Origin of the sequence: Saccharothrix sp. CB00851 (assembly GCF_001905065.1) — a bacterium.
Classification (GTDB): Bacteria; Actinomycetota; Actinomycetes; order Mycobacteriales; family Pseudonocardiaceae; genus Actinosynnema.
On sequence record NZ_LWLC01000001.1, the window covers coordinates 340,239 to 359,770 of the forward strand.

General features: G+C 71.6%; 15 protein-coding genes. 8 read left to right on the plus strand and 7 right to left on the minus strand.

Annotated features, from left to right (window positions below):
- Positions 1 to 168: 168 nt before the first annotated feature.
- On the minus strand, positions 169 to 4,173 hold the full coding sequence (gene eccCa / locus A6A25_RS01540) for a type VII secretion protein EccCa (protein WP_073885892.1): 4,005 nt from the start codon (positions 4,171 to 4,173) through the stop codon (positions 169 to 171).
- Positions 4,174 to 4,493: 320 nt separating this feature from the next.
- Here eccCa and eccD point away from each other — a divergent pair, with 320 nt between their 5' ends.
- Positions 4,494 to 5,888, plus strand: a complete 1,395-nt coding sequence (gene eccD, locus A6A25_RS01545) for a type VII secretion integral membrane protein EccD (protein ID WP_073885893.1) — start codon at positions 4,494 to 4,496, stop codon at positions 5,886 to 5,888.
- A 7-nt stretch (positions 5,889 to 5,895) separates the two neighbouring features.
- A complete protein-coding gene (mycP, locus tag A6A25_RS01550) occupies positions 5,896 to 7,374 on the plus strand; it encodes a type VII secretion-associated serine protease mycosin (protein WP_073885894.1) in 1,479 nt (492 codons plus the stop codon).
- Positions 7,375 to 7,452: 78 nt separating this feature from the next.
- Here the strand turns inward: mycP and A6A25_RS01555 are convergent, their stop codons facing one another.
- From A6A25_RS01555 to eccB, 3 genes are all read right to left on the minus strand, one after another.
- Positions 7,453 to 8,517, minus strand: a complete 1,065-nt coding sequence (locus A6A25_RS01555) for a WXG100 family type VII secretion target (RefSeq protein ID WP_073885895.1) — start codon at positions 8,515 to 8,517, stop codon at positions 7,453 to 7,455.
- On the minus strand, positions 8,517 to 8,873 hold the full coding sequence (locus tag A6A25_RS01560) for a hypothetical protein (RefSeq protein WP_083667805.1): 357 nt from the start codon (positions 8,871 to 8,873) through the stop codon (positions 8,517 to 8,519). The genes A6A25_RS01555 and A6A25_RS01560 overlap by 1 nt, the downstream gene beginning before the upstream one ends.
- Positions 8,874 to 8,960: 87 nt before the next feature.
- On the minus strand, positions 8,961 to 10,604 hold the full coding sequence (gene eccB, locus A6A25_RS01565; protein ID WP_073885896.1) for a type VII secretion protein EccB: 1,644 nt from the start codon (positions 10,602 to 10,604) through the stop codon (positions 8,961 to 8,963).
- A gap of 129 nt (positions 10,605 to 10,733) precedes the next feature.
- On the opposite strand from eccB, the gene eccE reads away from it, so the two are divergent.
- From eccE to A6A25_RS01585, 4 genes are all read left to right on the plus strand, one after another.
- Complete coding sequence (gene eccE, locus A6A25_RS01570) at positions 10,734 to 12,071, plus strand: type VII secretion protein EccE (protein ID WP_143192912.1); 1,338 nt, start codon at positions 10,734 to 10,736, stop codon at positions 12,069 to 12,071.
- Positions 12,072 to 12,085: 14 nt separating this feature from the next.
- Entirely contained in the window at positions 12,086 to 12,790 is a 705-nt protein-coding gene (locus A6A25_RS01575; protein WP_073886356.1) for a hypothetical protein, read from the plus strand.
- A gap of 249 nt (positions 12,791 to 13,039) precedes the next feature.
- Positions 13,040 to 14,608: a S8 family peptidase gene (locus A6A25_RS01580; protein ID WP_073885898.1), complete on the plus strand. Its 1,569-nt coding sequence runs from the start codon at positions 13,040 to 13,042 to the stop codon at positions 14,606 to 14,608.
- Positions 14,609 to 14,750: 142 nt separating this feature from the next.
- A complete protein-coding gene (locus A6A25_RS01585; RefSeq protein WP_073885899.1) occupies positions 14,751 to 15,329 on the plus strand; it encodes a Uma2 family endonuclease in 579 nt (192 codons plus the stop codon).
- A gap of 4 nt (positions 15,330 to 15,333) precedes the next feature.
- On the opposite strand, the gene A6A25_RS01590 is transcribed toward A6A25_RS01585, so the two are convergent.
- Positions 15,334 to 16,401: a glycosyltransferase family 4 protein gene (locus A6A25_RS01590; RefSeq protein WP_073886357.1), complete on the minus strand. Its 1,068-nt coding sequence runs from the start codon at positions 16,399 to 16,401 to the stop codon at positions 15,334 to 15,336.
- 49 nt (positions 16,402 to 16,450) lie between these two features.
- Between A6A25_RS01590 and A6A25_RS01595 the strand changes: the two genes are divergently transcribed.
- Both A6A25_RS01595 and A6A25_RS01600 read left to right on the plus strand, forming a co-directional pair.
- Positions 16,451 to 17,188: a PIG-L deacetylase family protein gene (locus tag A6A25_RS01595; protein WP_073885900.1), complete on the plus strand. Its 738-nt coding sequence runs from the start codon at positions 16,451 to 16,453 to the stop codon at positions 17,186 to 17,188.
- On the plus strand, positions 17,185 to 18,120 hold the full coding sequence (locus A6A25_RS01600) for a lysylphosphatidylglycerol synthase transmembrane domain-containing protein (RefSeq protein ID WP_073885901.1): 936 nt from the start codon (positions 17,185 to 17,187) through the stop codon (positions 18,118 to 18,120). Before A6A25_RS01595 ends, A6A25_RS01600 begins: the two co-directional genes overlap by 4 nt.
- Here A6A25_RS01600 and truA read toward each other — a convergent pair.
- Both truA and rplQ read right to left on the minus strand, forming a co-directional pair.
- On the minus strand, positions 18,086 to 18,877 hold the full coding sequence (truA, locus tag A6A25_RS01605; protein WP_241828456.1) for a tRNA pseudouridine(38-40) synthase TruA: 792 nt from the start codon (positions 18,875 to 18,877) through the stop codon (positions 18,086 to 18,088). The genes A6A25_RS01600 and truA overlap by 35 nt on opposite strands.
- 59 nt (positions 18,878 to 18,936) lie before the next feature.
- Positions 18,937 to 19,524, minus strand: coding sequence for a 50S ribosomal protein L17 (gene rplQ / locus A6A25_RS01610; RefSeq protein ID WP_073885903.1), 588 nt, complete (start codon positions 19,522 to 19,524; stop codon positions 18,937 to 18,939).
- Positions 19,525 to 19,532: the final 8 nt, after the last annotated feature.

A 19,532-nucleotide genomic window follows, 5' to 3' on the forward strand; every position in this document is an offset into this window, starting at 1 on the left:
GCACGGCGGTCCGCGACACCGGGGGTATCGCCGTTCGAGCAGGTGGGATGGCCGGCGGCCCGCGCCAGGACCCGACACACGTCGAGCCGGGCACGTGCCGCCGAAAGCCCACCGGAACGCGGGAAGGCCCCGCCGGAGCGAGGCCTTCCCGTCGTGCTCGAGGACCGGTCAATCCGGGTCGATCCACGCCACCTGGATGCGCTGCTGGCCCAGCTTGCGGGTGACCAGCGTGCCCCGGCCGGGAGGCTGCGGCGACGCCTTGAGGTTGCCCACGATCGCGCCTTCCTCCTTCGAACCGGAACCCACCAGGATCGGCGCCGAGATCTCCTTCAGCTTGCCCAGGATCGGGTCGTACATGGCCCGCGACGCGCCACCCATGCGGCGCACCGCGACGATGTGCAGACCCACGTCCTTGGCCTGCGGGATGAACTCCGCCAGCGGCTGCAGCGGGTTCGCCCCGCCCTGCGGCGCGACCAGATCGTAGTCGTCCACGACCACGAACAGCTCCGGGCCCTTCCACCAGGAGCGGTTCTTCAGCTGCTCCTGCGTGACGTCCGGGCCGGGCAGGCGGTTGGTCATCGAGCCGCGCACGTCCTTGATCATGTCCGTGAGCTGCGCCGACGACACCGCGTAGGACAGCAGGTGATCGGTCTCGATGTAGCCGAGCATGGTGCGCCGGTAGTCGACCAGCATGATCAGCGCCTCGGTCGAGGTGTAGCTGGTCATGATGCCGCGCACGATCGCGCGCAGCAGGTTGGTCTTGCCGGACTCGCCGTCGGCCAGCGCCATGAAGTGCGGGTCGGCGTCGAAGTCCAGGTAGACCGGTGCCAGCTCGTCCTCGTTGACGCCGATCGGCACCAGGTGACCGCGATTGGGCCGCTGCTGCTGCACCTGCGCCATGAAGTCCTGGTACGGCAGCAGGTCGGGCAGCAGGCGGACCTGCGGCGCACGCCGGCCGCGCCAGGCACCCGACACCTTCGCGATCATGTCCTGCACGCCCGCCGCCACGTTCTCCGCGTCCGACGACGCGTCGATGCGCGGCAGCGCGGTGAGGAAGTGCAGCTTCTGCGGCGACAGACCGCGACCCGGCCGGCCCGGCGGCACGTTGACCGCGACCTTCCGGTCCACCTCGGACTCGCTGACGTCACCGAGGCGCAGCTCGAACCGCGTGCCGAGCAGGTCCTTCATCGCGGGCCGGATCTCCGCCCACCGGTTCGCCGCCACGACCACGTGCACGCCGTAGGACAGACCCTGCGCGGCCAGCGCCTGGACCATCGGCTCCAGCGCCTCGAACTCCTGCCGGAAGTTCATCCAGCCGTCCACGATCAGGAACGCGTCACCGAAGTCGTCGTCGCGGATCTCGCCGCGCCGCTTGCGGTTGCGGAACTCGACCATCGAGTCGATGCCCTGCGCGCGGAACCGCTGCTCGCGCTCGGAGATCAGGCCCGACAGCTCGGCCACCATCCGGCGCGCCTTGTCCACGTCCAACCGGCTGGCGAAACCACCGACGTGCGGCAGGTTCTCCAACGAGGCGAGCGTGCCACCACCGAGGTCCAGGCAGTAGAACTGCGCTTCCTCGGGGGTGTGCGTCAACGCCATGGACGTGATGAGCGTGCGCAGCATCATCGACTTGCCCGACTGCGGGCCGCCGACGATCGCGCCGTGACCGGCCGCACCGGAGAAGTCCGCCCACAGCAGGTCGCGCCGCTGCTCGAACGGCTTGTCCACCACGCCCAGCGGCACCTGCAGCTTGCCGTTGGAGAAGAACCCGGGCGCGGTCAGGCCGCGGTCCTCGGTCGGCTGGAGCGGAGGCAGCAGCGTGTCCAGCGACGGCGGCTCGTTCAACGGCGGCAGCCACACCTCGTGCGCCGGCGGGCCCTGGCCCACCAGCCGCTCGACGATGACCTCGAGCTCCGAGGGCTCGTTCGAGTCCTCTTCCTTCTTCTCCTGCTTGACCGGCTCGACCGGCCGCACCGGCTCCTTGGGGATCTCGATGTAGTCCGGCACGAAGTAGCGCGGGCGCTTGTCGCTGGTCACCGGCGCGGACGGGCCCGCGACCTGCAACCCGGCGGGCCGGTACGGGCCCGACACGTACAGCGCCTTGAACCGGGTCAGCGGCGAGCCCTGCACGCCCAGGTACCCCGAACCCGGGATGGGCGGCAGCTCGTAGGCGTCCGGCACGCCGATCGCGGCACGGGACTCGGCGGCGGAGAACGTCTTCAGACCGATCCGGTAGGACAGGAACGTGTCCAGACCGCGCAGCTTGCCCTCCTCCAGCCGCTGCGACGCCAGCAGCATGTGCATCTGCAGCGACCGGCCGACACGACCGATCTGGAGGAAGATGTCGATGAAGTCCGGCTTCGCCGTCAGCATCTCGGAGAACTCGTCGATGCAGATGAACAACGCGGGCAGCGGGTCGAGGTCGGCGCCGTTCTCGCGCGCCTTCTCGTAGTCCCACACGTTCTTGTAGTTGCCCTTGGCCAGCACTTCCTGACGCCGGGACACCTCACCGGCGATGGCGTCCTTCATGCGGTCGACCAGGGTCAGGTCGCCCGCCAGGTTGGTGATCGTCGCCGCGACGTGCGGCGCCTTGTCCAGGCCGAGGAAGGTCGCACCACCCTTGAAGTCGACCAGGATCATGTTGAGCGAGGTCGAGGAGTGCGTCGCCAGCATGCCCAGCACCAGCGTGCGCAGGAACTCGGACTTACCGGAACCGGTGGCGCCGATGCACAGGCCGTGCGGGCCCATGCCCTCCATCGCCGCTTCCTTGATGTCCAGCTCGACCTGCTGACCGAACTCGCCGATGCCGAACGGCACCCGGTAGCGGTCGCGCACCGGCCGCGGCCGCCAGGCCGCCTGCACGTCGAAGGTCATCGGGTCGCCGGGGATGCCCAGGAACTCCAGCAGCGGCGGGTTGTTGCTCATCGACAGCGGGTCCTCGTCGCTGCCGCCCGCGTCGACGCCGCCGATCCGGTACGGCGACAGCCGCCGGGCCAGCGCCTCGGCCTCGACCACGCTCAACCAGTCCGGCGCGCCGAACCACTCGACACCGCTCGCGCTGCGCGCGCCGAGCTTGCCGTCCTCGATCACCAGCCGCAGGCCGCGGCGGGCGGTGAGGTTGCCCAGCGACTCGGACAGGTCGAGCAGCGTGACGCCGACCAGGCCCTCTTCCAGGATGATCTGCTCTTCCCGGGTGACGTCGCCGTCGTCGATCACGATCACGACGTGCGGCTGGTCGGCGGGCGGCGGCGCGTTGCGGGTGAACCGCTGCCGGTCGCGCAGCTGCTCGTCCAGCATCTGCTCGACCTCGGCCAGCGAGCCGGCCATCATCCGCATCTGGCCGATGCCGTCGACGATCGTCGGGTGCTGCACGTGCGGCAGCCACTTCATCCACTCCCACTCGGCCTTGGTGCGACCGGTGGTGACGACCGCGATGAGCAGGTCGTCCGGCGAGTGGAAGGTGACCATCTGGGCCAGCAGGGCGCGGGCCAGGCCGCGCTTCTCGTTGGTCTCGCCGAGCAGGCCGACGGCGGCGAAGCCGCGCAGCGCGATGGAGATCGGCAGGTCGGGCACCAGCGAGTGGGCGCGCACGAACCGGCGCAGCGCCAGCGTCGCGATCGGCTCCAGCTCCTCGACCGGACCGGTCTGCGGCGGCACGAGCCGGGTGGCCAGCCGCTGCGAGCCGCGGCCCGCGCGCAGGTGGCAGAAGTCGGGGTCGTTCTGCCGGCGCTCCCACATGCGCCGGGTGGTGGCCAGGGACCACAGCATCTGCGGGTCGGGGTGCACCCACTCGCGCTCGGCGCGCTGCTCGTTGGCGGCTTCGCGGGCGCGGTCGCGCATCTGGCCGAGGTAGCGCAGGTAGTCCTTGCGGTCCTCGTTCATCTCGGCCTTCTTCTGGCCCTTGCCGCTGCCCATGCCGCCGGCCATCATGCCGATGGTCGAGACCAGCATCATGCCGGGCATGATCATCGCAGCGGGGCTGCGCCCGCTGTAGCTGAACATCAGCACCATCATGCCGACGGACGAGACGATCATGACGACGGGCATCGCCTTCATCATGATGTTGCCGGGGATGACCCGGGGCACCTCGGGTGGCGGTTCGAGGTGGACCTCACCGCCCGGCGGGCGGGGAGCAGCGAGGCGTGCCGTGCGCTTGAACTGCAGCGTGCTCACCTAACAGGCACCTCTTCAGCGTCGATCCCGTTGCGATCCTCCCGACCCGGCGAGACCGGGTGGACGGGCGGGCCACCAGCGGCAGGGGCGCCACCCGCGGCAACCGACACTATGGCGCATCGGAACCCCGCACGACGGGGGGTCGGGCAAATCCGCGGTCAACGTGTTGCAACGGGTTGCGCGGAACGGCCCTGCCGCGACGGCCGCTGCCCCCATACTGGGCACGCTCCTGGAGAGGGGCGGACGAAGCACGTCCGACCGGACCAATAAGGTCGGGGCGGAACCACAGCACACACTCATCAGGACTTTAGGGGGCGCTGGTGGCGACCGGAACGACGGTGTTCAGCCGGGTGACGGTGGTTGCGCCGCGAACGCGTATCGACGTCGCGCTGCCCGCCGACGTCGCGGTGGCCGACCTGCTGCCGATGCTGCTGGACATGGCCAAGGAGGCCACTCCGGACGGTGGCGTGCGGCACGGCGGCTGGGCGTTGGCCAAGCTCGGCGACGGTCCGCTCGACCCGAGCCGCACGCTGGCGTCGCTCGGCGTGGTCGACGGCGAGCTCCTCCAGCTGCGCAAGCGCAACGAGAACCCGCCGCCTCCGCTGTACGACGACGTGGTCGACGCGATCGCCGAGTCCGACCCGGACAGCTTCCGCCCGTGGACCAAGGACACGGCCCGGCGCTACGGCCACCTCGCGGGCGCGTTGGCGCTCATCACGGCCGCGATCGCGGTGCTGATGGCCGGTCCGCTCGCGGGCGGCGGCAACCTCGCGCCGGCGATCTGCGCGGGTGTGGTCGCCATCGCGGCGATGGCGGCGGGCGCGGTGGTGGCGCGCTCCTACGCGGCGACGGGCACGGGCGTGCTGATCGCCGCGGCGGGCGGCCTGCCGATGGCCTACGTCGCGGGCCTGTACATCGTGCCGGGACCGATCGGCCGACCGAGCCTGCTGCTGGCCAGCGTGCTCGTGCTGATCTTCGCCTCGGCCGCGATCATGCTGATCGGGCGCGGCATCACGGTGTTCATCGCGGCGGCCACGGCAGGCGCGCTGAGCGCCCTCGCGTTCCTCGTCGGCATCTTCGTCGACCACCCCGTGCAGGGCATCGCGGCGGCGACCGCCGCGGTCTCGCTGGCCGCGCTGTCCATGCTGCCCCGGTTGACGATCCAGCTGGCCAAGCTGCCGCTGCCGACCGTGCCGGGCAGTGCCGAGGACCTCAAGGAGGACACCGGTTTCCCGGAGTACTCCGTGATCGAGCGGCGCACCGCCAACGCGCACGAGTACCTGACCGGCATGATCATCGGCTGCGGTGGCATCGCCGCGGTGTTCTCGGTGATCGCGGCGGGCGACGGCACCATCTGGGGCCCGTTGCTGGCGATCGTGGTGACGCTGGTGCTGCTGCTGCGCGGCCGTGCTTACGCCAACGGCGCGCAGGCGGTGGCGCTGCTGGCCAGCGGCATGGTCGCGGGTACGGGCGTGCTGATCGGGTGGCTGCTGCAGTCCTCGGCGGGCGACCGGCTGCTGTACGTGTTCGGCACCCTGGTGATCGTCGGCGCGGGCGCGCTGGTGCTCGGCGTGATCTTCCCGAACCAGAAGTTCTCCCCGGTGCTGCGTCGCACGGTCGACGTCCTGGAGGCCATCCTGATCGCCGCGGTGCTGCCGCTGGCGCTCGCGGTGATGGACCTCTACGTGGCCATGCGCCAGCTCATCCCCGCGTGAGGCCCTGATGCGCATCCGCAAGATCGCCGCGCTGGGCGCGGTGGCGGCCACCCTGGTGACCGCTCCCGGCGCGTTCGCCCAGCCGTCGACGACCTCGACGCCCAAGGCCACGACGACGAGCGCGGCACCGGCGACCACCACGGCGAACCCGGCCGGCCGGCCGAACTCGCAGCCACCGCCGGTGGACCGGTCGTTCCTGCGGGCGCCCGAGGCGCCCCAGGAAGACGTCGACTACAAGCAGAAGCAGGTGGCGTGCGTGACCTCGGGCGTGGACCGCCCGATCCCGAACAAGCCGTGGGGCCAGATGCAGCTCCGGCTGGAGGAGGCGCACCGCTTCGCCACCGGCAAGGACATCAAGCTCGCGATCATCGACACCGGTGTCAACGCCAACCACCCGCGGCTCCAGGGCCGGGTCATCCCTGGCGGCGACTACGTCGAGACCGAGAAGAAGGGCGTGTCCGACTGCGACGGCCACGGCACCGAGGTCGCGGGCGTGGCGGCGGCCAGCCGGGACGAGACGACCGGTTTCGTCGGCGCCGCACCCGAGGCGACGGTGCTCGCGTTCCGCCAGACCAGCGACAACTTCGAGTTCAAGGACCCGACGGGCAAGGACAACCGGGAGACCGCGGGCAAGGTCGGCACCCTCGCGAAGGCCATCGTCTCCGCCGTCGACCAGGGCGCGACCGTGATCAACATCTCGCTGACCTCGTGCGGTGACCCGACCGAGTCCAGCAACCAGGAGCGCGAGCTGCAGGCCGCGATCGACTGGGCGGTGAACGACCGCAACGTCGTCATCGTCACCGCCGCGGGCAACATCGACAGCGAGGGCGGCTGCCGGACCCAGAACGACAACGAGGACCCGAACCGGGTCAACGTGGTCGCGTCGCCGCCGTGGTACGCCGACAACGTGCTCTCCGTGGCATCAGTCGGCCAGAACGGCCAGGTGTCGCCGTTCTCCGTGTGGGGCCCGTGGGTCAGCGTCGCCGCGCCGGGCGAGGACATCGTCACCCTCGACCCCGCCGGCCAGGGCCTGACCGACGCGAACCGCGACCCGCGCAGCAAGCAGCTCGCCAAGATCCAGGGCACCAGCTTCGCCTCGCCGTACGTGGCGGGCGTCGTCGCGCTGGTGCGCCAGCGGTTCCCGGACCTGAAGGCCAAGCAGGTCATGGAACGCATCACGGCGACCGCTCAACACCCGGGCAACCCGGGCGGCCGGGACCACAAGGTCGGCTACGGGATCATCAACCCGGTGGCCGCGCTGACCGCCGAGCTGCCGTCCGAACGGCCTGGCGCCAAGCCGGTCGTGCCGGAGCAGCTGATGACCGACCTGGGCCCGCTGAACCCGCCCAGCAGCACGCCGATGATCGTGGCCCTGTCCGGCACGGGCGCGGGCGTCGGCCTGCTCCTGCTGACGATGTTCATCGTCCACACCGTGAACCGCAACCGCGCCAAGCGCGTACCCGCTCCGAAGCGCTCCGCGATCTAGCCGATCCAGCCTGAAAGACCAAGAGCGTCCCCGCCGAACGGGGACGCTCTTGGTCTTTCCGAGCTTTCAGGTCCTCAGTCAGTCCTCACCGAGAACCGGTGGCGCGGACTTCTTGGGCTTGCCGAAGACCTGCTCCGTCGACCCGGCCAACTGGACCTTCGACTTGTGCTCCTTGTCGCCGCCCTGCTGACCGCCGGCGCCCATGCCGCCCATCATCCCGGCGCCCATCATCCCGGCACCGCCCGCCACCGGCCCGGCCGGACCCGCCGACGCGGCAGCCGCAGCCGGACGCGCACCAGGCTCCACCGGACGCGGCTCGGACACACCTGTCGACGCACCAGGCTGCATCCGCTCCGCCGCATCACCACCAGGCAACCCACCACCACCGGGCACACCGCCACCGCCCCCACCCGGCACACCGCCGCCGGACCCACCAGATCCCCCGGACCCACCAGATCCGGCCGGTTTCGTGTCGGCAGGCGGCGTGGTGACAACCGGCTCCGGAGCGCCCGGCTTCGCGGGCGCGGTGAAGGTCCAGTTCTGCTCGGGGTAGCGGTGCTCCATCTTCACGTCGGCGAAGTCGTCCGAACCGGACACCCCGTCGCACAACCGCAGGAACGCCTCCAGCACGTCCCGCACCGACTCGTGCAGCTCCTTCGCCGGGTCGTGCAGCTCGTCCAACGCCTCCACCACGCGCCGATCGCCGTCCAACGGCAACGCGGCCGCGCCGGACACCGTCTCGGCGGCCTCGGCGAACACCCGGGACATGTCCTGCACGATCCCGCGGATGCCCTCGGCGGTCTGGTCCAGCGCCTCGCCCATCGCGTGCATCGCGTCGGACATGTCGTGCCCGGCCAGCCCGACCGTCTGCATGTGCTCCACGAACGCGTCCGCGTCCTTGCCCTGCCACGCCGAGTCGAGCTTGCCCAGCGGCTTGGTCAGGTCACGCGTCACGTGCTCGGCGACGAGCCCGGCCTTGCTCCAGCGCTCCGCCTCCTCCTGCAGGTCGTTCCAGTCGCCCACGACGGGCGTGAAGTAGTCCGCCACGAGGTCGCGCACGCCGAGCCTGCGGCTGATCCCGGACAGGTAGTCCAGCTCCGGCCCGACCTCGGCGGCGATCTGCCTGCCGTCCTTGCCCCGCATCAGCTCAACCCCGCCCGCCGGTCGACCGCCTTGATCAGCGCCACCGCGTCCTCGTCCTGGGCGCCGTAGTGCTCGGCCACCTCGTGCAGGCCCTTCGCCGCGGACGTCAGCACCTCGCACGCCCGGTCCAGCTGCTGGTTGAGCAGCGCGGCGGCCCGGCCGTACGCCTCGGCGTTGCGCAGCGTGCGACCCAGCTCGCCGAAGCTCTGGGGGCGCATCGGCGCCTCGCGCAGCTCCGCCCGTGCCCGGGTCAGCTCCTCGGCCGCTTCTTCGACGCGCCGCGCGTACAGCTCGATCCAGCGCGGGTCGACCGAAACCTGCCTGCCGCCCGCCGGCCCACGTGTGACCTCGTTCACCCGGACACCTCCTGCTCCCTCTGACGGGAACCGGCGCACGCCGGTTCCCCCAAAGGGCTCAGCAACACGGGCTCAGCCGCCTTGCTCTCAGCCGCCTTGCTTCCTGGCCTTCTCCTCGGGCAGCAGTCCCTGGTCCTTCGGCACCGGGATCGAGTCCCAGCTGCGGGCGGCGTCGTTGCGGTTGAGCTGCGGCCCGTTGGGCAGCAGCCGCAGGATCGACTCCGGTCCGGGCGAGAACCCGTCCACGCCGAGCCCGAGCGCGCCGCTGGTGGTGACGTCCGGGATGCCGTACTTCACGCCGCGGCCGGTGATCAGGTGGATCGGGCCGCTGGCGAAGTCCTGGGTGGACGTCGCGCTGCGCACCACGGCCGACTTGCCCGGCGCCATCACGAACTGGCTGACGATCTCGCCGGTCGCGCCGACCTGGTTGATCTCCACCGGAACGACGTTGGACGGGATCGGCAGCGACGGCGCGATGGTGACCTTGGTGTGCTGCGACTTGTTGGCCGACGACACGTTCTGCGCCTGCCAGCCCAGGCAGACGACCACGTTGTTCTGGTTGGGCTCCAGCACCTCGGGCACGTCCGGCGGGTAGTCGGCGAAGTCGAGCTGCTCGACGGTCGGCGCGCTGTTGGTGCGCGCGATGTCGACCAGCTTCGGCTCGGCGCCCTGCGCGTAGGCCGCGCGGATCAGGTCGGCCGCGGCCCGGCTGATCTTCTGCAGGCCGTCCTTGAGCACCACGTGGAACTCGGAGTCGGCGCCGGCGCGGCGGACCTCGATCACGGCGCCGACCCTCAGGTTCTCGCCCTGGATGTAGTTCACGGCCTGACCGCGGCCCGCGATCTCGGGCGCCACCAACGGCTTCGCCTCGGGGATCGCGTTGAGCAGGCCGGAGCTGATCGCCCGCGGCTTCTTCTGGCTCAGGTTCAACGCGGTGCGGACCTCGGCGTTGGTGAGGTCGACCTTGGCGCGCACGGTGGACGTCGAGGTGATCTTGGAGTTCACCGGCGCCTTGTAGATCAGGTACGCCTGCTTGTCGTCGGTGCCCGCGCGCACCAGCAGGGCGCGGTTGCCGTCGAGCGGCTCGCCGCCGCCGCTGTAGCCCGCGAGGACGGTGGTGGTGAACTTGCCCGGCGCCGACGGGTCGTTGAGCGTCTCGTCCAGGTGCAGCGTGTCGCACACCGACCAGTCCGATCCGATCCGGTCGGCGGGCTTCGGCAGCACGTCCGGACCGTCGGGGATGCCGGTGAGCCGCCCCTTGGGCAGCTTCGCCAGTGCCTTCTCGGTGACCAGCTTCGGCACGCCGCCCGCGGCCTGCGGCGGTCCCGCGTTCACCTGGCCCGCCGCCGCGTCACCGCCCCCTACCGCGGCCTGGCCCTTGTCCGGGTTGGACCGCTGGAGCAGCAACAACCGCGCGGACGCGAGGTTGGTCATCGGGATCAACGTCTTCGTGTTGTTGACCACGTGCACGACGTAGACCTGGCCGGTCTCCTTGGAGATGGCGATCTGCGTCTGGTCGTCGACCTGCGGGTCCGGCGAGAAGAAGCCGAAGATCAGGAACCCGATCAGGCCGATCACGCCGAGCAGGACGCCCACCGCGGTCGCGCGCGAGTGCGTGCGCATCGGGTCGTGCAGCATCACCGCGTCTCTGCGAACCAGGGCGGACTGCATCCTGCGCAGCACGAAGCGGTAGGCCTGGACCTGTGACTTGGTGGTGGGTGTTGATGCCATTCTCGGCTCGCTGCTCTCCCAGTCGCGGTACGGTCTGCACGATAGCCGGACGGCGGGTGGTCCGTGTGCGGGTTGGTGAGACCCGGTCGGTCCACCCGGCGCACGCCGACGGAAAGAGAACCAGAGCGGATGTCCGTGACCACCCCACATCCGGGCCAGCCCAACCCCGCCATGGCACGCGCGCAGGCGGCAGGCGGTGCCGTGCGCGCCGCGCTGCTCCGGGCGCGCCGTCGCACCGAAGGCGCGAGCCTGGGCGCGCTTCCGGTCGCCAACCTGGTTGTCCTCGAGGTCGGTGTCGCCATCGGCCTGGTCCTGATCGCCGTCGGCGCCACCGGTGACAGCGTCGAGCCCGTGCTGATGTACGTCGCGGGCGGCATCGTGCTGATCGCGTTGATCCTGGCGTTCACCCGGTCACGGGGCCGCTGGCTGACCCAGTGGATCGGCCTGGTGGTGCGCTACAGCTTCCGCTCGCACGGCCGCACGGCCAAGCGCGCCGGCCCGGTGGAGATGAAGCCGCCGTCGGAGGAGGAGTCCTCGGTCATCGGCCCGGACGACCCGCGGGTGGCGCTGCTGCGCCTCGCGGTCCCGGACCTGGTGGTGGCCCGGGGCGTCGACCACGAGCGCCGTCCGCTCGGCCTGGCCTGGCACCAGGGCGCGTGGACCGCCGTGCTGCTGGTCGACCCGGCGCCCGGTCTGATCACCGCGGTGGGCAGCGCGCCGTCGCTGCCGCTGGGCGCGCTCGCGCCGACGCTGGAGGACCGCGGTGTGGTGCTCGACGCGATCTCGGTGATCTGGCACTGCTACCCGGGCAGCGCGGCGCTGCCGGTGAACGCGCCCGCGCTCAACGCGTACATGGAGGTGCTCGGCCCGCTGCCCGCGGCGGCCCGCCGGACCACCTGGATCGTGGTGCGGCTGGACCCGCGGCGGTGCGCGGCGGCGATCCGGGAACGCGGCGGCGGCGTCGTCGGCGCGCACCGGGCGCTGATCGGCGCCCTGTCCCGGGTGCGCAACGCGTTGGAGTCGACGGGTGTGTCGATCCGGCCGCTCGACCCCGACGAGCTGATCCGGGCGGGCATCTCGGCGGCCGAGCTGACCTCGGTGGCCGGGTCGAACAGCTCGGTGTCGTTGCGGGAGAAGTGGTCCGGTGTGACGGCGGGCGGCGTCGGCCACGCCAGCTACGCGATCACCGGCTGGCCGTCCAAGGGGATGCGCAACAACCTGAACGCGCTGACCGGTGTGCGGGCGCTGTCCTCGACGCTGTCCATGACGATCTCGCCGAGCAGCGAGCAGGGCCAGGTGGGCCTGCGCGGCATGGTCCGGGTGAGCGCGCGGACGCCGTCCGAGCTGGACCGCGCCGACGACCGGCTCAAGGCGCTGGCCGACAAGCTCGACATCACGCTGACCCCGTTGAACGGCCTGCAGGTCGCCGGCCTGGCCGCGACGCTGCCGCTGGGAGGTGTGGCGTGAGCAACTCCCGGTTGATGAACTCGCGCGGCAAGGGCGTGGCGCCGGAGTTCCTGGTGTCGCCGCAGATGCTGGACGTGGTGAGCCCGTCGGGCGACCGCGGCGGCATGGTGCTCGGCTCGGGCCTGCAGGGCGAGCCGCTGACGATCTCCGTGCTGCGGTCCGCGCCGACCCGCATGGTCGTGGTCGGCGGGCTCTACCTGGCCAGGCAGATCGCGCTGCGGGCGATGGCGACCGGCGCGTGGATCACCATCGCCACGGGCCGCCCGGCGGCCTGGCAGCCGGTGGTGCGCGCGGCGGGCGCGGGCGCGGACGGTCGGCCGTCGCCGCTGGTGCAGCTGCGCCGGCTGAGCCCGGTGGAGCTGCCGCGGCCCTCGGAGGACACCCCGCTGCTGGTCGTGCACGACGGCGGCCACGTGCCGCAGGAGTTGTTCCCGCCGCGGTCGCCGTGGCAGACCACGATGTACGTGTTGCCCTATTTGCACCCCCAGGCGGCGACCACGGCGAATTCCGCGGACCTCGTGCTGCTGCAGCGGCTGCCGGTCGGGCAGGCGCAGTTGGCGAGCCAGATCTGGCGGCTGCCGCCACAGATGGCGCACCAGCTCACCACGCTCAAGGACGACCAGGTGATCGCGCTCGGCACGAACCTGTGGCGGCCGTTGCGGCTGGTCACCACGCCCGGTGAGCAGCAGATCCTCGGTGCGGTCCGGCGCGGCGACTGACCCGCGCGCGGACCGGACGTGCCCCTGGACGACTCGTCCGGGGGCATATTTTTTCACCTCGGTCCAGTCACTCTCCGCAGCAATTCGTTCACAGCACGAATAAAACTGTGGACGAGTCGTTCGTCGGTTATTCCGGGCAAATTCTTGCGCCTCACCCGCAGGGCGAACTAGGAACTACTCACCGTGTCCGGTCGGTTTCGGGGGCGACGCCGACCGGACACCCACCCTGCGAAAGAGGAGACCCCTGCCATGGGAGACGCTCGCGCGTCCTGGAGGAAGACGAAACGGTTGGCCGGTGTCGGGCTGGCCACGGGCACGGCGTTCGCGGTCACGGCCGCGCTGACCACGTTCACCTCCGCCGCGGCGGAGGGCGAGATCCTCGGGTCGGGCGCGCCCAACGCGGTCAAGGACAGCTACATCGTGGTGCTCAACGACCTGAGCACCAGCAGCGTCGGCACGCTGAGCGGCAAGTACCAGGCGAACGTCAAGCACACCTACACCCGTGCGCTGCGCGGTTTCTCGGCCACGATGACCGAGTCCCAGGCCCGCAAGCTGGCCGCCGACCCGGCGGTGGCCTACGTGCAGCAGGACGGCGAGGTCAAGATCTCCGGCACGCAGGCGCCGACCCCGTCGTGGGGCCTGGACCGGATCGACCAGGCCGCGCTGCCGCTGAACAACTCCTACACCTACCCGAACGAGGGTGAGGGCGTCACCGCCTACATCATCGACACGGGCATCCGGAACTCGCACGGCGATTTCGGCGGTCGTGCCGTGTCCGGTCGCGACACCGTCGACAACGACAACGACACCACCGACTGCAACGGCCACGGCACGCACGTCGCGGGCACCGTCGGCGGCACGAAGTACGGCGTGGCCAAGAAGGCCAAGCTGGTCGGCGTGCGGGTGCTGAACTGCGCGGGCTCCGGCACGTACGCGGGCGTCATCGCCGGTATCGACTGGGTGACGGCGAACGCGGTCAAGCCGGCCGTCGCGAACATGTCGCTCGGCGGCGGCGCGGACGCCACGGTCGACCAGGCCGTGCGCAACTCCATCGCGTCGGGCGTGACCTACGGCCTCGCGGCGGGCAACGACAGCGGCGCCAACGCGTGCAACACGTCCCCGGCGCGCACGCTGGAGGCGATCACGGTCGGTTCCACGACCAACACCGACGCCCGGTCGTCGTTCTCGAACATCGGCACCTGCCTGGACATCTTCGCGCCGGGCTCGTCCATCACGTCCGCGTGGCACACCAACGACACCGCCACCAACACGATCAGCGGCACGTCCATGGCGACGCCGCACGTGGTCGGCGCGGCGGCCGTCTACCTGGCCGCCAACCCCACCGCCACGCCGCAGCAGGTGCGTGACGCCCTGGTCAACGGCGCGACGAGCGGCGTGGTCGGCAACGCGGGCACCGGTTCGCCGAACAAGCTGCTGCGCCTGGTCGGCACGTCCACCCCGCCGCCCGGCGGCTGCGCGGCGAAGACCAACGCGACCAACGTGGCCGTGCCGGACCTGGGCACCGCGACCAGCCCGATCACGATCGCGGACTGCGCCGGCAAGGCCGGTTCCGCGGCCACCGTCGAGGTGCACGTCAAGCACACCTACCGGGGCGACCTGGCGATCGACCTGATCACGCCGAGCGGTGCGGTCAAGCAGCTGAAGGTGACGTCCGGTTCGGACGGTGCGGACAACGTCGACGCCACGTACACGGTGAACCTGTCGGCGGAGAACGCCAACGGCACCTGGCGGCTGCGCGTGCGTGACGCGTACAGCCAGGACACCGGCTACATCGACACCTGGACCCTCGACCTCTGAGGCTTCGGACCACTCGCCCGACAGCGGCCCCTCACCACTTCCGCCGGTGAGGGGCCGCTCCGCGTTTCACCTGATCAGGCACTGCGTCGCCCCAGCGGGACTGTGCCAGGGTCATAATCAAGTCGATCCTGGAGGTGGACCCGTGTCCGCAGCGCTACAGCACCCGATCGGCCCGCACACGGTCGAAGAATGGCTGGCCCTGCCCCCCTCGGAGGACGGGTCACGCACCGAGCTGATCCTGGGGCATTTCCACGTGTCACCCGCACCCTCCTACCTGCACCAACTGGTCGCGTTCGAATTGGGGGTGCAGATCCGCAGCGCGGTTCGCGCCGCCGGGCGCGGGAACCTGCGCGCTGTGCCGGCCGTGAACGTGAAGATCTCCTCGGCCCTGCGCACAGGGTTGATCCCGGATGTCGCAATCGTCGACAGGCCAACGGGTGTCGCTTTCCCCGCCGAAGCGCTGATGCTGGCGGTGGAGGTCTGGTCCCCCGGCAACACGCGCGCCGAGAGGGAGGCGAAGATGGAGGCCTACGCCTCCGCGGGTGTGCCGTTCGTGTGGACGATCGACCAGAAGACCGATCTGCACGAGTTGAAGCTCACCGCGCACCGGCTCGACGGCGACCGCTACGTGGTGGCGCAGGCGGTCCGGACCACCGGTCCGGTGACCATCACCGCCGCACCGGTCCCGATCACCGTGGACCTGGGCGAGCTCGGCCTCTGACCCATCACGCCCGGGCCGCGCAGGACTGAAGCGCCTCCAGCACGCGTGGCCAGGTGCAGTGGGTCGGCTCGGTGGTCCGGTTGTGCGCCGCGATCCGCAGCCGTTCCTCCCGGTCGTTCACCAAGCGCGTGATGCCCGCGGCCAAATCGTGCGTCAGCACCCCCTCCACCCCATCACGCACGAAGTCCGCGACCCCCGTCCCCGGCCGCGCGATCACCGGCACCCCGGCCGCCCGGGCCTCCAACGCCGCCAACCCGAACGCCTCCTGCGACGCCGGGTTCACGAACACGTCCGCCCCGGCCAGCAGCCTCGCCACCCCCTGCCGGTCCAGCCGCCCCGGCAGCCTCACCCACCCCAGCCCGTGCCGCTCGACATACCGCCGCAGCGCCGCCATCTCCGGACCCGCCCCGGCCAACGTCGCCCGCAACGGCACGTCCGACGACACCGCCCGCAACGCCCGCAGCAACGCCAGAGGCTCCTTCCGCGCCGCGAGCCGACCCACCGACACCACGTGCACCGCGTCGTCCGGCCGCTGCGTCGGTATCCCCCGCCACGCCGACGGCACGATCCCGTTCGGCACCACGCCCACCGGCATCCCCGGCGCGACCGCGCGCACCCGCTCCGCCGCCGCACGGCTCACCGCCGCCACCGCCACCCGCGCCGTGCTCCACGACACGAACTGGTCCAGCACCCGGTAGCACCGCCGCACCGCCGGGTCCCACATGCTGTGCACCACGACCACCACGGGCAGGTCCAGCCGCAACGCCGACCGCACCCCCGACCACGCGAACGGCGAGATCGCGCCGACGTGCACGTACACCACTGACGGCCCCAGCGAGGCGAGCACCCGGTCCAGGTGCGCACCCGCCCGCGGGTGCACGGGCAGCTCCCACGGCAGCCGCACGGCGATCCGGTGCACCGAGTACCCCTCGCCGGGCGACGCGAGCCGGGTCGCGGTCACCACGTGCACGTCCTCACCTCCACCCGCCTGCTCCCGGGCCAACCCGGCCACCTGCACCTCGATCCCACCCAGCCGCGGCAGGAAGCAGTCGGTGACGTGAACGATCGACAAGTGCACTCCCGTCAAGCCGCCGAACGGACCAACTGACACTCTGGCACCCGTGAGCCGAACGTGCGTCTTCTTCCACGCCCACCCCGACGACGAGGCGCTGCTGACCGGCGGCACGATGGCGCGCCTGGCCCGGGAGGGGCACCGCGTCGTGCTGGTCGTCGCCACGGCAGGCGAACGAGGGCTGAGCGCGCACCGGGCCGACCTGGGCCCGGTCCGCACCAGAGAAGCGCACGCGTCGGCCCGCGTGCTGGGCTGCGCGCGGGTGGAGTTCCTCGGCTACCCCGACTCGGGCCTGGACGGGCGGCACGGGTTCGCCCGCGCCGACGTGGGCGAGGCCGCGGAACGGCTGGCCGAGCTGCTGCACGAGGAACGCGCCGAACTGCTCACCACCTACGACCCCCACGGCGGCTACGGGCACCCCGACCACGTCCAGGTGCACCGGGTCGGCACGCTGGCCGCCGAGCTCGCCGGCACGCCCCGCGTCTGGGAGGCGACGGTCGACCGCACGTGGCTGCTGCGCGGCCTGCGGCTCGCCCGGCTGGTCCGCGACTTCGACCTCGCGCCGTTCGAGCGCGCCTTCACCGCGCGGCCGGAGATCACCCACTCGGTGGACGTCCGGCGGTACGCGCGGGCCAAGCGCGCGGCCCTGGCGGCGCACGCGACCCAGACCACGGGCGGCGAGGACACCCGAACCCTCGCCGCGCTGCTGAAGCTGCCGCCGCCGCTGTTCCGGGTCATCCTGGGTACCGAGTGGTACGTCGAGCGCAAACGGTTGCGGGCACGATGAAGCAGTGGTGGCGGCTCACCGCGTCGCTGGCGTCGCTGGGACTGGCGGCGTGGCTGGTGATCGCGCTGGTGCCGGCCGTGGGCGGGGTGGCGTGGACGGCGGTCGGTGAGCACCTGCGCGCGATCGGCCCCGGCACCGCGCTCTGGTTGACCGCGCTGTGGCTGGCCGGGCTCTGGGCCTACACCTACGTGCTCACCGGCTCGCTGCCCGGTCTGCGCAACACCCAGGCGTTCAGCCTGAACGCGGCGGGCAGCGCGATCAGCAACGTGCTGCCGTTCGGCGGCGCGGCCGGGGTGGCGGTGACCGCGGTGATGGCGTCGAGCTGGGGCCACTCGGCGCGGGCGATCACCACGTCGGCGATCGTCAGCGGCCTGTGGAACACCCTGTCCCGGGCAGCGCTGCCGCTGGTGGCGCTGGCCGTGCACGGCGCGGTGGTCGGTGACGGCGTGCTGATCGGCGCGGTCACGGCGGCCGGCGGGCTGCTCGTCGCCGTCGCGGTGCTGATGCGCCTGCGGTGGCTGTGCCGGCTCCTCGGCGGCCGGGCGGCCCGGTTCCTGCTGCGGCTGCGCAGGCAGACCACCCAGGTCATCCGCACCGGCTGGCGGCGGATGACCGCGGGCATGCTCGCCTACCTGCTGCTCCAGGCCGTGCTGCTGTGGTGGTGCCTGGCCGCCGCGGGCGTCCACCTGGGACTCGGGCCGACGCTGGCGGCGTTCGCGGTGAGCAGGTTGCTCACGCTGGCCGTGGTCACGCCCGGCGGGGTCGGTGTCACCGAGAACGGCACCATTGCGCTGCTGCTCTCCCTGGGCACGCCCGCCGCACCGGCCGTGGCGGGCGTGCTGCTGTTCGCGTTCTTCACCTACCTGGTGGAGATCCCGCTGGGCGGCGCGGCCTGGCTCAGCTGGTCGGCGCGCCGCGCACGTTCCGGGTGACCGCGGCCCGCGCGGCCAGCTCGTCGTCGGCCGGGTAGTCGACCCGGACCAGCGACAACCCGTGCGGCGGAGCCACGGTGACCTCGCTGGACCGCGCGGTCAGCGTCAGCAGCGACGCGGGCCAGCCCACCGGCTTGCGCCCCTCGCCCACGGCCAGCAGGGCTCCGACCAGGCTGCGCACCATCGAGTGGCAGAACGCGTCCGCGGACACGTGCGCGGTCAGCACGGCGCCGTCACGCACCCACTCCAGCCGTTGCAGCTCGCGGATCGTGGTCGCACCCTCGCGCCGCTTGCAGAACGCGCAGAAGTCCCGTTCGCCCAACAACAACCGCGACGCGGCGTTCAACGCGTCCAGGTCCAGCGGACGCGGCCACGCCAGCGTGTCCAGCCTGCGCAACGGGTGCGCGCCGAACGGGGCGTCGGTCACCCGGTACTCGTAGTGCCGGCGCAGCGCGGCGAACCGCGCGTCGAACTCGGCGGGCACCACCCGGGCCGAGAACACCCGCACGTCGGCGGGCAGCGCGCGGGCCAAGCGCTTGGGCAGGCCCGCGACGTCCGCGGTGGACGGCAGGTCGACGTGCGCCACCTGCCCCGACGCGTGCACGCCCGCGTCCGTGCGACCCGCCACGGTCAGCTGCACGTCCTCGCGCAGCACCGTGGACATGGTGTCCTCCAGCACCCCGCACACCGTGCGGCGGTCGGGCTGGCGCGCCCACCCGGAGAACTCCGTGCCGTCGTAGGCCAGGTCCAGTCGCACACGAACGAGCCCGTCGTCCCCAGCGGGAACGACGGGCTCGTCGGTGAAGTGCGCGTCCGTCAGGACTCGTCCTTCTTGTCCTCGGCCTTGTCGTCGGCCTTCGCCTCGGCGGAAGCGTCGTCGGCGCCCTCGGCGGGCTCCTCGGTCGCGTCCTTCGTGGCGGACTCGGGCGCCTCGGCGTCCTGGTCCTGCACGTCCTCGGACTTGGTCTCCTCGGCCTCAGCCGCCTTCGGCGCCTGGTCCTTGGCGAACTTCGTCTTGCGGGCGCGCTCCGCCTCGGAGGTGACGGTGGACTCCGCGACCAGCTCGATCACGGCCATGGGGGCGTTGTCGCCCTTGCGCGGCAGCGTCTTGGTGATGCGGGTGTAGCCACCGGGGCGGTCGGCGAACTGCGGGCCGATCTCGGCGAACAGCTTGTGCACGATGTCCTTGTCGCGGATCACCTTCAGGATCTCGCGACGGTTGTGCAGGTCACCGACCTTCGCCTTGCTGATCAGCTTCTCGGCGTACGGGCGCAGCCGCTTCGCCTTGGCCTCGGTGGTCGTGATCCGACCGTGGGTGAACAGGGACGTGGCCAGGTTGGCCAGCATCAGCCGCTCGTGGGCCGGCGAGCCCCCGAGACGGGGTCCCTTGGTGGGGGTGGGCATCGAATTGC